This window comes from Janthinobacterium kochi (genome assembly GCF_051380715.1).
Taxonomy (GTDB): Bacteria; Pseudomonadota; Gammaproteobacteria; order Burkholderiales; family Burkholderiaceae_D; genus Janthinobacterium.
In genome coordinates, this window is sequence record NZ_JBNYXO010000001.1 from 548,443 (window position 1) to 562,886 (window position 14,444).

Here is a 14,444-nt window from a genome sequence, read left to right on the forward strand (position 1 = left end):
TTGACGTTATCATGTTTTTGTAAGTGTCGGTGGCTGGGTAGCCAGCGCAATGGTGAAACATGGTGACAGGCGGGAGTGAGCATGGGCATGGCGAATGATGCGTGATGTGCCGGGCGGCTTGCGGCCTGGCGGCGGGATGGGCAGGGTAGCGGTGCGCCGTTGTGGCCGCGCATTGCTGCTGGCGCTCTGTATCACCGCAGCCCCGGCCGCCGTGCCGGCAGCGGCGCCCGCCGCTGCGCCGCGGCACCAGGGCCAGCGCGTGCTGTTCCTCAACGCCTACGATTATGGCCGCGCCGGCGTGGAATCGTACACGCGCACCTATGTGGCCGCCATGGCCGCCGCGGGCCTGGCCAGCGAAGACATCATGGTCGAGCACCTCAACCTGAATACCCAGGGCGACCCGGCGCTGCGCAACGAGATGCGTGATTTGTTGCTTTTAAGATACACTCAGATGATGGGGCGCAAGGCCGACCTGATCATCGCCATGCAGCAGCCGGCGCTCGATTTTTTGCTGTCGGACCTGGCGCCGCTGGCGCGCGGCGTGCCCGTGCTGGCGATTAACACCTCGGGCAAGGCCTTGCCGGCCGGCAGCCCGGCTGCCATCTGGCAGCAAAAGGCGAATGTCGATTTTCCCGGCACCCTGGCGCAAGCCATGGCGCTGTTCCCGGAGACCAAAATCATCGCCATGGCCGTCGGCACCAGCGAGGCCGACCAGGCATTGAAGCGCAGCATGCAGCAGGCGGCGCTGGCGTGGCAGGGCAAGGTGGCCATGCGCTACCTTGATGACCTGACTCTGGAGCAGATGCGCGCGGCGGTGGCGCGCCTGCCCGCCGATGCCGTGCTGGTGGTGGGCACTGTCAACCGCGACGTGGCCGGCATCATCGCCACGCCCGTGCCGTTTTCCGTGCAACTGGCGCGACTGGCCAATGTGCCCACCTTTGGCATGTACAACGCGACGGTGGGCAAGGGCATCCTGGGCGGCTCCATCCTGCACATCGAACAGGCCGCGCAGCAGGTGGCGCAGATGTCGCTGGCCGTGCTGGCGGGCAAGGCGCCTGGCGCGCCGGGCGCCTTGCTGCCGGCGGTCCGCCCGGTGCCCATGTATGACTGGGAACAGCTGCAGCGCTGGGATGCGGATTTCAGCCAACTGCCGCCGCACACCCTGTTCTTCAACCGGCCGCCGCAATTGTGGCATGAACACCGCGTCGCCGTGCTGTCGGTTGGCGCCGTGTTTCTCGCCATGGCGTGCATGCTGAGCGCCTTGCTGCTGCAGCGGCGGCGCCTGCGCCGTGCCGAGAGCGATGCGCGCGAAAGCGAGCAGCGCTTCCGCATCCTGGTCGAGCATGCGCCCGAAGCCATCGTCGTGTATGACCTGGACCTGGACCGCTTCATCGACGCCAACAGCAGCGCGCAGCGTATGCTGGGCCTGTCGCGCGAAGCGCTGCTGGCGCGTGGGCCGTTCGACCTGTACACGGGCGAGCAGCCCGATGGCCTGCCGCTGGGACTGATGATGGAAGAGCATCTGCGCCGCGCCATGCTGGGTGAACCCATCCTGGTTGAACGCAATGTGCGGCGCGCCGACGGCAGCATCTTTCCCTGCGAAGTGCGGCTGGTCAAATTGCCCATGGAAGGGCGGCGCCTTGTGCGTAGCGGCATCGTCGACATTTCCGAGCGCAAGCACAGCGAGCAGGAATTGCTCGGCTACCGCGACCATCTGGAAGAACTGGTGCAGCAGCGCACGGCCGCCCTGTCGGTGGCCGTCACCGAGGCCGAATCGGCGAATCGTGCGAAAAGCGTCTTCCTGGCCAACATGAGCCACGAATTGCGCACGCCGCTCAATTCCGTGATCGGTTTTTCGCAGATGATGGCCGATTCGAGCAGCATGTTCGAGGAAGAAAAGCATAACCTGGCCATCATCAACCGCGCTGGCCATCATTTGCTGACCTTGATCAACGACATCCTCGAATTGTCAAAAATCGAGGCGGGCCGCATGCAGTTGCAAACGGCACCCGTCGACCTGAATGGCTTGCTCGACGAGGTGCTCGAGATGGTGCGCATGCGTTCGAGCGACCAGGGCATCGCGCTGCAGCTCGAACGTTCCGGCGTGCCGCCGCTGGTGCGCCTCGATGGCGCCAAGCTGCGCCAGGTGCTCCTGAATCTGCTGTCGAACGCGCTTAAGTTCATCGAGCAGGGCAGCGTGACCTTGTCGCTGGCGTGCCAGGCGGACGAAGATGGGCAAATGGCGCTGGCGTTTGCCGTGCGCGATACGGGCAGCGGCATCGCGCAAGCGGACCTGGAACGCATCTTTGAACCGTTCGTGCAGGCCGACAGCGCGGTGGCGCAGGCCGGCACGGGACTGGGGCTGACCATTTCGCGCGAATTCGTGCGCCTGATGGGCGGCGAGCTGCGCGTCGATTCCACGCTGGGAGCCGGCTCCGTGTTTCGTTTCGACCTGCGCGCGCCCGTGCTGCAGCGTCCGGCCATCGCGGCGCTGGCGCCGGGCCGCGTGGCGCGCCTGCCGCCGGGCCAGCGCGGGCGTATGGTGCTGCTGGTCGATGATGACGACAACTGCCGCAAGCTGCTGGCCGGCTTGCTGGCGCCGCTGGGTTTCCAGCTGCAGGAAGCGGCGGGCGGCACGCAGGCGCAAGCTATGCTGGCGGTACAGCGCTATGACATGGTGCTGAGCGACTGGCGCATGCCGGACATGGATGGCCTGGCGCTGACGCGCTGGCTGCGCGCGCAAACGGCGCTGGTGCAGCCGCGACTGGTGATCATGACCGCCTCCGCCTTCGAGGAAGAAAAGCAGGAGGCGCTGGCGGCCGGCGCCGACGGCTTCCTGCGCAAACCGATCGAGCAGGAACACCTGTTCGCCATGCTGGAGCAGCAACTGGGCGTGCGCTTCCAGCGCGCCGCCGCCGCGCCGCCGCGCGTGCCGGCGGCGGCCTTTGACTTGCAGCAGGCGCTGGGCCAGCTGGGCGCAGCCGAACGGCAGGCGCTGCTCGAATCCGTGCAAGCCCTCGATTTGCGGCGCAGCGCCATCGTGCTGGCTGGGGTCTCCACCAGCCTGCCGCAGCTGTCCGCGCACATTGCCGCCATGCTGGAACAGCACCAATACCAGCCGCTGTGCGCCTTGCTGGCGCAGCTGGTCAGCGAACCGCAGGGCGAAGACGCATGACTTTTCACGCGCCCAAAGGGACCCGTATGGGCAGCGTATCCATTGTGCTGGCCGTCAGCGTGGCGCTGACCTGTGTCGTCACTGCGCTGCTGCTGGTGTTTGCCGTGCTGTTTTACCAGTCCGAACGCGAGCAGCGCTGGCAGCAGTTGCACGGCAGCCTGGCCGTCAGCGCGGACCAGCTGGCCGTGGCCATCGAACTGCCATTGTGGAATCTGGATGAAAAGCAGATGCAGGCCATCATGCGCAGCATGCTGGGCAAGCGCGAGCTGGTGGCCAGTTCCCTCACGCCGGGCATCGGTAAGGAGGCGCTGGTCCTGCGCCGCAATGCGGACGGCGCCATCGACAGCCTCTCCGCGCTGTCCGCCGAACCGGGCTGGCTGGTGCAGCGGCGCCCCGTGAAGATGGGTGGACAAGTCATCGGCAGCGTTGCCGTATATGCCACGCCGGCCCTGCTGCACGCGCAGCTGCGGCAGCGCGCGCTGGGCATCGGCGCCATGATCGTGGCGCTCGACGTTATCCTGGTGGCCAGCATCTGGCTGCTCATGTGGTGTCTGATGCTCAAGCCCCTGAAGGTGATCGGCCAGTACGCTGCGGGCGTCAAGGCGGGGCAGGGCGAAGCGTTCGGCGCGCCGCCGAAAGCGTGGTTCCTGGGCGAGCTGCGCACCCTGTACCGTTCCATCCGCGACATGGTGGCGCTGCTCGACAGCCGCTACCGCGCGCTGCAACGCAGCGAGGAGCGTGTGCAGATGGCGACTGGCGCGGCCAGCATCGGCATCTGGGACTGGAACGTCAGCGGCGATGCATTGCAGTGGGATGAGCAGATGTATGCGCAGTTCAAGGTCGATGCGGCCAGCTGCATGGCGCCGGCGGCGATCTGGCGCGCGGCACTGGTGCCGGACGACGTGCCGGCCGCCAAGGCGGCACTGCGCGCCGCGCTGGGCGCCGGCCAGGCGTTCACGCACGAATACCGCATCCTGTGGCCCGATGGCACCATCCGCTACATCAAGGCCGATGCCGTGATCTTCCGCGACGGACGGGGCCAGCCCATGCGCCTGGTGGGCTCCAACTACGACATCACGGCGCACCGCGAGGCCGAACTGGAACTGCTGCGCCACCGCCATCACCTGGAAGAGCTGGTGGCCGAGCGCACGAGCGCCTTGTCGGTGGCCGTCAGCCAGGCGCAGGCGGCGAACCGCGCCAAGAGCACCTTCCTGGCGAACATGAGCCATGAACTGCGCACGCCCTTGAATTCCGTGATCGGTTTTTCGCGCCTGATGGCCGCCTCGCCCAACATGCAGGACGATGAAAAGCGCAACCTGGCCATCATCCACCGCTCCGGCAACCATTTGCTCACCCTGATCAATGAAATCCTCGAACTATCGAAGGGCGAGGCGGGGCGCCTGCACGCGCAGGCGGGCGTGGTGGCGCTGGCGCCCCTGCTGCAGGAAGTGATGGACATGCTGGGCATGCGCGCCGAGCAGCAGGGGCTGGCCCTGCGCCTCGATTGTGCTGACGTGCCGGCGGCCGTGCTGCTCGACGCGACGCGCCTGCGCCAGGTGCTGTTGAACCTGATGTCGAACGCCGTCAAGTTTGCCGGCGGCGGCGAAGTTACCTTGCGCGTGCGCGGCGAACGGCGCGATGGCGAGCAATGGATGCTGTCGTTCGCCGTCAGCGACACGGGCATCGGCATCGCCCCGGAGGATCAGCAGCGCATCTTCGAACCCTTTGTGCAGGCCGACAGCGCGGGACCGAAGGATGGCACGGGCCTGGGGCTGGCCATCTCGCGCGAATTCGTGCAGTTGATGAAAGGCGAACTGACGCTGACATCGGTGCCAGGGCAGGGCGCCACCTTCCGTTTCAGCATACCTGCGCAGGTGGCGCAGGCGCCAGTGCAGGCTCCCGCGCCGCCGGCCATGCCGACGCAGGCGGCAGTGCTGCCGGCACTGCAGGCGCAAGATTTGCTGCCGCTGGCCGGGGAGGAGCGCGCTGCCTTGCTGGCGGCGCTGCGCGAATTGAACCTGGCCAGGGTGGCACAGCAGCTGGCAACCCTGCCGGCGGCGGCGGCACCGTTGCTGGCGCCGCTGCAGGCCATGCTCGACCAGCACCAGTACCGTCAGCTGTGCGCCTTGCTGGAGAGCGAGGGCGCGCTGGCGCATACCTGAAAGTGTGGGCTGACAACATCGAATTCGATGAAAAGAGAACTAAGTGCCGCGCATGGATGGTGCCAAATTGCAATAAAGATTATGATGATAGTACGTAGTTCATCGCAAAGAAACGTCTTGTCCAGCGTGGCAATCGAGCGCCGCGCCTCATCCAAAGCTGAGAGAACTGCTACATGCACCGCGATTTTTCGGAAGTGAATTCGAAGGGCGAAGTACTGATCGTTGAAGATACGCCGGCTTCGCTGAAGTTGTTGAGCGATTTGCTCGGTGGCGCCGGCTATGCGGTGCGTCAGGCGCCGAACGGTGAACTGGCCCTGTGGACGGCCCAGGCGCGCCCGCCGGAGCTGATCCTGCTCGACGTGCGCATGCCGGGCCTCGATGGCTTTGAAGTCTGCCGCCGCCTGAAGGAGATACCGTCCTTGCGCCAGGTGCCGGTGATCTTCCTGTCGGCCCAGTACGATACGGACGACAAGGTGCGCGGCTTTGCGCTGGGCGCCGTCGATTTCATCGCCAAGCCCTTCCAGGCCGAGGAAATCCTGGCCCGCACCGATGCGCATGTGCGCCTGGCGCGGGCGCAGCTGCAGCTGGCGCAGGAGCGCGCCAACCTGGAGCGGCGCGTGGCCGAACGCACGGCCGAACTGGAACAGGTGGCCAGCACCCTGGCGCGCGAAGTGCAGATCCGCCGCGCCAACGAAGAATTGCTGCGCCTGTCGGGCCAGGTCTTCGAAGCGACCCAGGACGCCATTTTGATCACCGATCCGACCGGCATCATCGTCACGGCCAATCCAGCTTTTACACGCATCACCGGCTACGCGGCGCAGGAAGTGGTGGGCACGGACATCATGCGCCTGCACGCCGAGCACACGGGCGAAGCGGTGCTGCTGGCCATGCGCCAGGGCTTGCGCAGCAGCGGCTGCTGGTCAGGCGAGGTGCAGACGCGGCGCAAGAGCGGCGACACCTATCCCTGTTTGCTCAGCGTGTCCACCGTGCATGGCCCGGACGGCGGCGTCGTCAACTACGTGGGCGTCTTCCTCGATATCAGCGAGCGCAAGGCCGAGCAGCATCTGATCGACTTCCTCTCCTACCACGACGCGCTGACCGGTTTGCCGAACCGCGTACTGCTGCGCGAGCGCTTCGAACAGGCGCGCGCGAATGCCCTGCGCGACAGCCAGCAAGTGGTGCTGATGTGCCTGGACCTGGACCGCTTCAAAAACATCAACGATTCGCACGGCCAGGCCGTGGGCGACAAGGCGCTGCAAGTGGTGGCGCGTTTCCTCTCCGGCTGCGTGCGCGAGGGCGACACGGTGGTGCGCCAGGGCGGCGACGAATTCCAGATCCTGCTGCAGGACGATGCCCTGCTGGGGCGCACGCTGGCGCTGGCACAAACCATCCTGGCCGGCTTGCGCGAAGAGCTCAGCGTCGATGGCGAGCGCCTGGCGCTGACCACCAGCATCGGCATCGCCATGTGCCCGGCCGACGGTGATAGCCTCGACGACGTGCTGCGCCACGCCGACACGGCCCTGGTGCGCGCCAAGGAAATGGGGCGCGACCATTACGCCTTCTTCACGGAGCGCATGGGCAGCGATATTCGCGCCCGCCTGGCCATGCAGCAGCAGCTGCGCGGCGCCATCTGCCGCGATGAATTCGCAGTGCATTACCAGCCGCAAATGTGTTTGCGCACGGGCGCCTTGCTGGGTGCGGAAGCCCTGCTGCGCTGGGATAACCCGGTGCTGGGCAAGGTGCCGCCCGGACTGTTCATCGCCCTGGCCGAGGAATACGGCTCGATCACGGCCATCGGCGAATGGGTGCTCGAAAGCGTGTGTGCGCAAATCCGCGCCTGGCACGACGCGGGCCTGGGCAGCATCAAGGTGGCCGTCAACCTGTCGGGTAAACAGTTCGCGCAGGACCGCACGGTGCCTTTCGTCGAGGCGACCTTGCGCAAATACGGCATCGCGCCCGCCTGCCTGGGTATCGAGATCACGGAAAGCACGGTGATGGGCGACCCGGACAAGGCGGTGGCGGCGCTCACGCGCCTGAAGGATATCGGCGTGGGCATTTCCCTCGACGACTTCGGCACCGGCTATTCCAGCCTGGGCTACCTGAAGCGCTTTCCCATCGACGTGCTGAAGATCGACAAATCCTTTGTCGACGACGTCACCACCAGTAGCAGCGATGCGGCCATCGCCCGTTCCGTCATCTCGCTGGCGCACAACCTGGACATGCGCGTCATCGCCGAAGGTGTGGAAACGCGCGAGCAGGTGGCCTTCCTGACGGAACACGGCTGCGACGAAATGCAGGGCTATTATTTCAGCCGGCCCCTGGCCGCCGAGCCATTCACGGCCTTGCTGCGCGAACGACGCACCCTGGCCGTGGTGTAAGCGCTGCGGTGCGGCCGACGCACCATGCCGGTGCATTCGCTGCAGCGTGGTGCACGATTCTCACTTTTCCTTTCCCTGACGCTGGCACATATCCTGCTTAGGTAATCGCTTATTTACGCGATTGCCCCGCATGCCAGACAGTACCCATCCAGCCATGCCGAATCAGGCCGAGGCCAGCGCACACGGCGCCTGGCAGGCGCACCTGCGCCTGGGCTTTGCGCTGCACGATGGTGTCAGCCGCCTGGTCGAGCGCACGCACAGCGGCCCCTTGCGCGTGCAAAAGTCCCTGTATCCGGAAGGCGATGCCGTCTGCCACGCCATCATCATCCATCCGCCCGGCGGTGTAGTGGGCGGCGACCAGCTGGCCGTCGACGCCACGGTGGGCGAGGGTGCGCACGCGTTTCTCACGTCGCCGGGCGCGGCCAAGTGGTACCGCGCCAACGGCCATGTCTCGGGCCAGCACATCGTGCTGCGCGCCGGCAGCGGCGCCGCTATCGAGTGGCTGCCGCAGGAAAGCATTTTCTTCGACCAGGCTTGCGTGCGCCTGCGCCACGAGGTGGAATTGGCGGCGGACGCCAGCTACATCGGTTGCGACATCGTCTGCCTGGGCCGCAGCGCCTCGGGTGAAATTTTTAACACGGGCAGCATCGATCAGCAAGTGCAGATCCGCCGCAGCGGCAAGCTGCTGTGGTGGGAACAGGGCGTGCTGGCCGCCGGCGGCGCGCTGATGGCCAGTCCACTGGGATTGGGGGGCCACACGGTATGCGCCACCCTGATCGCCGTCGGCACACCCGTTTCCTCCGCCGTGCTGGCGGCCGTGCGCGAGATCACCGTGCCGGCCGGTGCCGCATTCGGTGCCACGCACATGAAATCGCTGGTGGTGGTGCGCCTGCTGTGCGGCGACAGCGAGGCGGCGCGCCGCATCATGCTGGCCGCCTGGCAGCTGCTGCGCCCCGCCATGCTGGGGCGCGACGCCGTCGTGCCCCGCATCTGGAACACTTGAACAGGAAAGAAGCGCAAGGAAAACCATGGACCTGACTCCCCGCGAAAAAGACAAGCTGCTCATTTTTACGGCCGCACTGCTGGCCGAACGGCGCCTGGCGCGCGGCTTGAAATTGAATTATCCGGAAGCGGTGGCCCTGATCAGCGCCGCCATCATGGAAGGCGCACGCGATGGCAAGTCGGTGGCGCAGCTGATGTCGGACGGTACCAAAATACTCTCGCGCGCTGACGTGATGGATGGCATCGCCGAGATGATCCCCGATATCCAGGTGGAAGCGACCTTCCCCGATGGCAGCAAGCTGGTGACCGTGCATCACCCGATACCGTAGTTTTTCGACCGGCCAGGGCGCCACCCGCGCCATGGCTGTTTTCGCGCCGGCGACCCGCCGGCAAGCGTAACGCGATCTTTGAAGGAGCCCCTCATGACCCCAGGCGAATACAAACTGGAAGAAGGCGAAATCAGCCTGAATGCGGGCCGCGCCACGGCCACCGTGGTGGTGGCCAACCGGGGCGACCGGCCGATCCAGGTCGGCTCGCATTTTCACTTTTTTGAAGTCAACCCGGCGCTGGCCTTCGAGCGCTGGCGCGCCTACGGCATGCGCCTCAATATCACGGCCGGCACCGCCGTGCGCTTCGAGCCGGGCCAGCAGCGTACGGTGGAACTGGTGGCGCTGGCGGGCGAACGCAAGGTTTACGGCTTTAATGGCGAAGTGATGGGCGCACTGCAAGACACTCCACCGGGAAAGGATTGAGATGGCCAGCATTCCCCGCAGCGCGTACGCCGAGATGTTCGGCCCCACCAAGGGCGACCGCATCCGCCTGGCCGACACGGAACTGTTCATCGAGATCGAGCATGACTATGCGATCTACGGCGAAGAAGTGAAATTCGGCGGCGGCAAGGTGATCCGCGACGGCATGGGCCAGTCGCAGCGCTGCGCGGCCGAGGTGATGGATACCGTCATCACGAATGCCGTCATCCTCGACCACTGGGGCATCGTGAAAGCCGATATCGGCCTGAAAAATGGCCTGATCTTCGGTATCGGCAAGGCGGGCAACCCGGACATCCAGCCTGGCGTGACGCTCCCCATCGGTGGCGCGACGGAAATCATCGCCGGCGAAGGCTTGATCGTCACGGCCGGTGGCGTCGACACGCACATCCACTTCATCTGCCCGCAGCAGATCGAGGAAGCGCTGATGAGCGGCGTGACCACCATGCTGGGCGGGGGCACGGGACCGGCCGTGGGCACGGCCGCCACCACTTGCACACCGGGACCGTGGCACTTGCACGCCATGCTGGCGGCGGCCGACGCCTTTCCCATGAACCTGGGCTTCATGGGCAAGGGCAATGTGAGTTTGCCGCTGCCGCTGGAAGAGCAGGTGCGCGCGGGCGCCATCGGTCTGAAACTGCATGAAGACTGGGGCAGCACCCCGGCCGCCATCGACAATTGTCTGTCGGTGGCCGACCGCATGGACGTGCAGGTGGCGCTGCACAGCGATACCCTGAATGAGGGCGGCTTTCTGGAGCACACCCTGGCCGCCTTCAAGGACCGCACCATCCACACGTTTCACACGGAAGGGGCGGGCGGCGGCCATGCGCCCGACATCATCGCCGCCGTAGGACAAGCCAACGTGCTGCCGTCGTCGACCAATCCGACGCGCCCGTTTACGGTCAACACGCTTGACGAGCACCTGGACATGCTGATGGTGTGCCACCACCTGGACCCGGCCATTGCCGAAGACGTGGCGTTTGCCGAGTCGCGCATTCGCCGCGAAACCATCGCCGCCGAGGATATTTTGCATGATATCGGCGCCATCTCGATGATGTCGTCCGATTCGCAAGCCATGGGCCGCGTGGGCGAAGTGATCATGCGCACCTGGCAGACGGCGCACAAGATGAAGGTGCAGCGGGGGCCGCTGGCGCCCGACACGGCGCGCAGCGACAACTTCCGCGCCAAGCGCTACATCGCCAAGTACACGATCAACCCGGCCATCACGCATGGGATATCGCACGTGGTCGGTTCCATCGAGGCGGGCAAGATCGCCGACATCGTGCTGTGGAAGCCGGCCTTCTTCGGCGTCAAGCCGTCGATGATTTTAAAGGGCGGCATGATCGCCGCCGCGCAGATGGGCGACCCGAACGCATCGATTCCCACGCCGCAGCCCGTGCACTACCGCATGATGTTCGGCGCCTTCGGCGGCGGCCTGAAAAAGTCGTTCACCTTTGTCTCGCAGGCTGCCTACGACCTCGATATCGGCCACCAACTGAAACTGAACAAATCCGTCATCGCCGTGAAAAACATGCGCGGCTTGCGCAAGCACGACATGATCCATAACAGCGCCACGCCGCACATGGAAGTGGACCCGGAAACCTACGCCGTGCGCGCCGACGGCCAGCTTCTCGTGTGCGAGGCGGCCGCCGTGCTGCCGATGGCGCAGCGCTATTTTCTATTCTAGGCAGGAGATATCATGCTCACTTTGCATACCAAACTGGCGGCTGACGACAATCGCGCCACCGTTGCCCAACTTGTGCTGCCCTACGACCAGCGCGAAAAATGCCGGCTGCGCGCTGTGCTGTCGAATGGCGACGAGGTGGCCGTGTTCACCGTGCGCGGCACGGTGCTGCGCGACGGCGAGCGCATGACGGGGCCGGATGGCCAGGTGGTGCAGATCGTCGCCGCGCGCGAACCGACTTACCTGGTGCGCTGCCTTGACGCCCACACCCTGCTGCGCTGCGCTTTTCATTTGGGGAATCGCCACACGCAGGCGCAGGTGGGCGACGGCTTTTTGCGCATCCGCAAGGACGTGGTGCTCAAGGAGATGCTGGAAGGCTTGCAGGCATGGGTGACGGAGGAAAGCGCGCCGTTCGAGCCGGAGGCGGGCGCGTACGGCGGCGGCCATGGCCACCACGACGGCAACGGCCAGCACTTGCTGGCGCCCGTGCCGCTGCGGCAGAAAATCCACCGTCCCGGCGACACTGCGTGATGCAGGCGTCGGCCCTGCTGCATTTGCTGCAGTTCGCCAGCCCGGCCTTGCCGATTGGCGCCTACAGCTATTCGCAGGGGCTGGAAGCGGCGCTCGAATGCGGTCTGGTGCACGACGCGGCCACGGCGCGCGACTGGATCGCGCAGCATCTGACGCTGGTGGTAGCGCGCTGGGAAGCGCCTTTGTGCTGGCGCTTGATACAGGCGTTCGAAACGCAGGATTTGTGCGCCGTGCAGCGCTGGAGCGAGCGTTTCATCGCTTCGCGCGACACGGCGGAGTTTCGCGCCGAGACCATCCAGATGGGCTATTCATTGACCAAGCTGCTGGCCGAGCTGGGCGTGGCTGACGGCGTGCTGATCGACATGCTGCAGGGCCAGCCGGAAGTGGCACTGCCCACGGCCTATGCCTGCGCCGTGGCGGCGCTGGCGATTCCGCGTGAAGAGGCGCTGCTGGCCATGCTGTTTGCGTGGGCGGAAAACCAGGTGCTCGTCTGCGTGAAATCCGTGCCGCTGGGGCAGGTGGCGGGCCAGCGTTTGCTGCTGTCGCTGCGCCCGGAATTGGAAGCGGCGGCGCTGACGGCGCAAACCTTGCAAGACGACGAGATGGGCAACTGGGCACCCGGCCTGTCGCTGCTGTCGATGCGACACGAAGTGCAGTACAGCCGCCTGTACCGATCCTGAACACTACAACGAGAGACTACAACATGACATCGATTACCTCCAATCCCCTGCGCGTAGGCATCGGCGGGCCAGTCGGCTCGGGCAAGACGGCCTTGTGCGAAATGCTGTGCAAGGGCATGCGCGAGCGCTACGACATGGCCGTCATCACGAATGACATCTATACCAAGGAAGACATGGAAATCCTGCTGCGCGCCGATGCCTTGCCGGCCGAGCGTTTGATGGGCGTGGAGACGGGCGGCTGCCCGCATACGGCGATTCGCGAAGACGCGTCCATCAACCTGGAAGCCATCGCGCGCATGCAGGCAGATTTTCCGAATCTCGATTTGATCCTGGTCGAATCGGGCGGCGATAACCTGGCTGCCACCTTCAGTCCGGAACTGTCGGATCTGACCATTTACGTGATCGACGTGGCCGGCGGCGAAAAAATCCCGCGCAAGGGCGGGCCCGGCATCACGCGCTCCGATTTGCTCATTATCAATAAGACAGACCTGGCGCCGTACGTGGGCGCCAACCTCGACGTGATGGCGCAGGATGCCAAGCGCATGCGCGGCGAGCGCCCCTTCGTGTTGACCAACCTGCGCAGCGGCGACGGCGTGCAGGTCGTCATCGATTTTATCCGCGAGCAAGGTTTGCTCGATCAACCAGGCAAGGAGCTGCAATGAGCGCAAGACTGATGACAAAAACGGCCGCCGTGGCGGCGCTGTGCCTGCTGGCCTTGCCAGCGATGGCCCACCCCGGCCATGGCGAGAGCGCCGGTTTCCTGGCCGGTTTCGCCCATCCGTTCACGGGCATCGACCATTTGCTGGCCATGCTGGGCGTGGGCATCTGGGGCGGCCAGCAGCGCCGCGGCCTGGCCCAGCCCGCCACTTTCCTGGGCATGATGCTGCTCGGTGCGCTGGCCGGCATGGCTGGCTTGACGGTGCCCGGCCTGGAAACGGGCATCGCCGCCACGGTGGCCCTGGTGGGGCTGGCCATCGCGCTGGCGCTGGCTCTGCCGAACTGGCTCGGCATGGGGCTCGTGGGCATGTTTGCGCTGGCGCATGGCAATGCGCATGGACAGGAATTGCCGGCGGCCTCGGCCGCGTGGGGCTTCATGCTGGCTTCGGCCATGCTGCTGTGTGCGGGACGTTTCGCCGGCCAGGTGATGGCCGAGCGCGTGCTGCGCGTGGCCGGCCTGGCCTTGACGGCTGCCGGCGTGGTGTTGATGGGGGTTGCCTAAGCGCCGGGGCGCTTGTCGGACAGCACGATGGGCGCCGCCTTTTCCGGGTGCAAGCCCTGGTGGCCCGCATACACGGCGGCGATGGCGGCCATGTCGGCTTCCTTGTCGCCCGTCAAGTAGATATGGTCGACGACGCCCAGCACCTTGTTCGGGTAGTCGATATACACCAGCAACAGCGGCACCTTGGCGGCCAGGGCCAGATGGTAAAAGCCGCTCTTCCAGTTCGGACGGTAGCTGCGCGTCGCTTCCGGCGTGATGGCCAGCCAGTACCAGTCGGCGGCCAGCATGCGCTCGGCCTGACGTTGAATCGTGCCGCTGGTGGTGCTGCGGTCGACGGGTTCGCCGCCCAGATAGCGCAGCACCTTGCCCATCGGGCCGCGGAACAAGGAATCCTTGGCCAGCCAGCGGAACGGCAGCGACAGCGCCCATTTGCCGAACAGGCCCACCATGAAATCCCAGTTCGACGTGTGCGGGTAGACGACGACGATGCCGCGCGGCCCCGGCAGGGGACGGAAGCGCATGCGCCAGCCAAACAGCTGCAGCACGCGCAACGCGCAGCGCTGGTGCCAGGTCGGCAACTCGCCCGCTTGTACAAATAAATCGTCCATTGATACCCTTCAGTGACACTATTCTTGATGGGATGGCGCTGGTGGCCATTTTCCTTGAAGCAAAAATTCTGCGCACGCATTCTATACGGGGCTGGCGGTGGCGACAAGCAGCCGAGGCTGCTATTCATGCGGCACAGGGGCCGTTGTTGCTGTTATTTCAACGATGCTTTGCCACGGTGGCGGGCACTAAATACGCACAATCTGGTCAAAACTTGATGCAGCGTTGATCCACCCGACA

The 14,444-nt window shown here is 65.5% G+C and carries 12 protein-coding genes; 11 read left to right on the top strand and 1 reads right to left on the bottom strand.

Features of this window, described 5'->3' with window-relative positions:
* Window positions 1–94: 94 nt before the first annotated feature.
* The 11 genes from ACQ4WL_RS02620 to ACQ4WL_RS02670 all read left to right on the top strand — a co-directional run bounded on the left by ACQ4WL_RS02620 (window position 95) and on the right by ACQ4WL_RS02670 (window position 13,598).
* The gene (locus tag ACQ4WL_RS02620) at window positions 95–3,175 is read left to right on the top strand and encodes a sensor histidine kinase (RefSeq protein WP_436507892.1); all 3,081 of its coding nucleotides are present in this window, start codon (window positions 95–97) and stop codon (window positions 3,173–3,175) included.
* Between the two features lie 26 nt (window positions 3,176–3,201).
* Entirely contained in the window at window positions 3,202–5,337 is a 2,136-nt protein-coding gene (locus ACQ4WL_RS02625; protein WP_436507894.1) for a sensor histidine kinase, read from the top strand.
* A gap of 173 nt (window positions 5,338–5,510) precedes the next feature.
* The gene (locus ACQ4WL_RS02630) at window positions 5,511–7,715 is read left to right on the top strand and encodes an EAL domain-containing response regulator (protein WP_436507895.1); all 2,205 of its coding nucleotides are present in this window, start codon (window positions 5,511–5,513) and stop codon (window positions 7,713–7,715) included.
* A 130-nt stretch (window positions 7,716–7,845) separates the two neighbouring features.
* The gene (locus tag ACQ4WL_RS02635; RefSeq protein ID WP_436507896.1) at window positions 7,846–8,718 is read left to right on the top strand and encodes an urease accessory protein UreD; all 873 of its coding nucleotides are present in this window, start codon (window positions 7,846–7,848) and stop codon (window positions 8,716–8,718) included.
* 25 nt (window positions 8,719–8,743) lie between these two features.
* Complete coding sequence (locus tag ACQ4WL_RS02640; protein ID WP_034751936.1) at window positions 8,744–9,046, top strand: urease subunit gamma; 303 nt, start codon at window positions 8,744–8,746, stop codon at window positions 9,044–9,046.
* A gap of 93 nt (window positions 9,047–9,139) precedes the next feature.
* Window positions 9,140–9,469, top strand: a complete 330-nt coding sequence (locus ACQ4WL_RS02645) for an urease subunit beta (protein WP_436507898.1) — start codon at window positions 9,140–9,142, stop codon at window positions 9,467–9,469.
* 1 nt (window position 9,470) lies between these two features.
* Window positions 9,471–11,171 (top strand): urease subunit alpha, encoded by a 1,701-nt coding sequence (gene ureC, locus ACQ4WL_RS02650; RefSeq protein ID WP_436507899.1) that lies wholly within the window; start codon window positions 9,471–9,473, stop codon window positions 11,169–11,171.
* Between the two features lie 12 nt (window positions 11,172–11,183).
* Window positions 11,184–11,699: an urease accessory protein UreE gene (gene ureE, locus ACQ4WL_RS02655; RefSeq protein ID WP_436507900.1), complete on the top strand. Its 516-nt coding sequence runs from the start codon at window positions 11,184–11,186 to the stop codon at window positions 11,697–11,699.
* Window positions 11,699–12,379: an urease accessory protein UreF gene (locus ACQ4WL_RS02660; protein ID WP_436508346.1), complete on the top strand. Its 681-nt coding sequence runs from the start codon at window positions 11,699–11,701 to the stop codon at window positions 12,377–12,379. Before ureE ends, ACQ4WL_RS02660 begins: the two co-directional genes overlap by 1 nt.
* 23 nt (window positions 12,380–12,402) lie before the next feature.
* Window positions 12,403–13,041 (top strand): urease accessory protein UreG, encoded by a 639-nt coding sequence (ureG, locus tag ACQ4WL_RS02665; RefSeq protein ID WP_436507901.1) that lies wholly within the window; start codon window positions 12,403–12,405, stop codon window positions 13,039–13,041.
* Complete coding sequence (locus ACQ4WL_RS02670; protein ID WP_436507902.1) at window positions 13,038–13,598, top strand: HupE/UreJ family protein; 561 nt, start codon at window positions 13,038–13,040, stop codon at window positions 13,596–13,598. Before ureG ends, ACQ4WL_RS02670 begins: the two co-directional genes overlap by 4 nt.
* On the opposite strand, the gene ACQ4WL_RS02675 is transcribed toward ACQ4WL_RS02670, so the two are convergent.
* Window positions 13,595–14,206: a 1-acyl-sn-glycerol-3-phosphate acyltransferase gene (locus ACQ4WL_RS02675; RefSeq protein WP_436507903.1), complete on the bottom strand. Its 612-nt coding sequence runs from the start codon at window positions 14,204–14,206 to the stop codon at window positions 13,595–13,597. The genes ACQ4WL_RS02670 and ACQ4WL_RS02675 overlap by 4 nt on opposite strands.
* Between the last annotated feature and the right edge of the window lie 238 nt (window positions 14,207–14,444).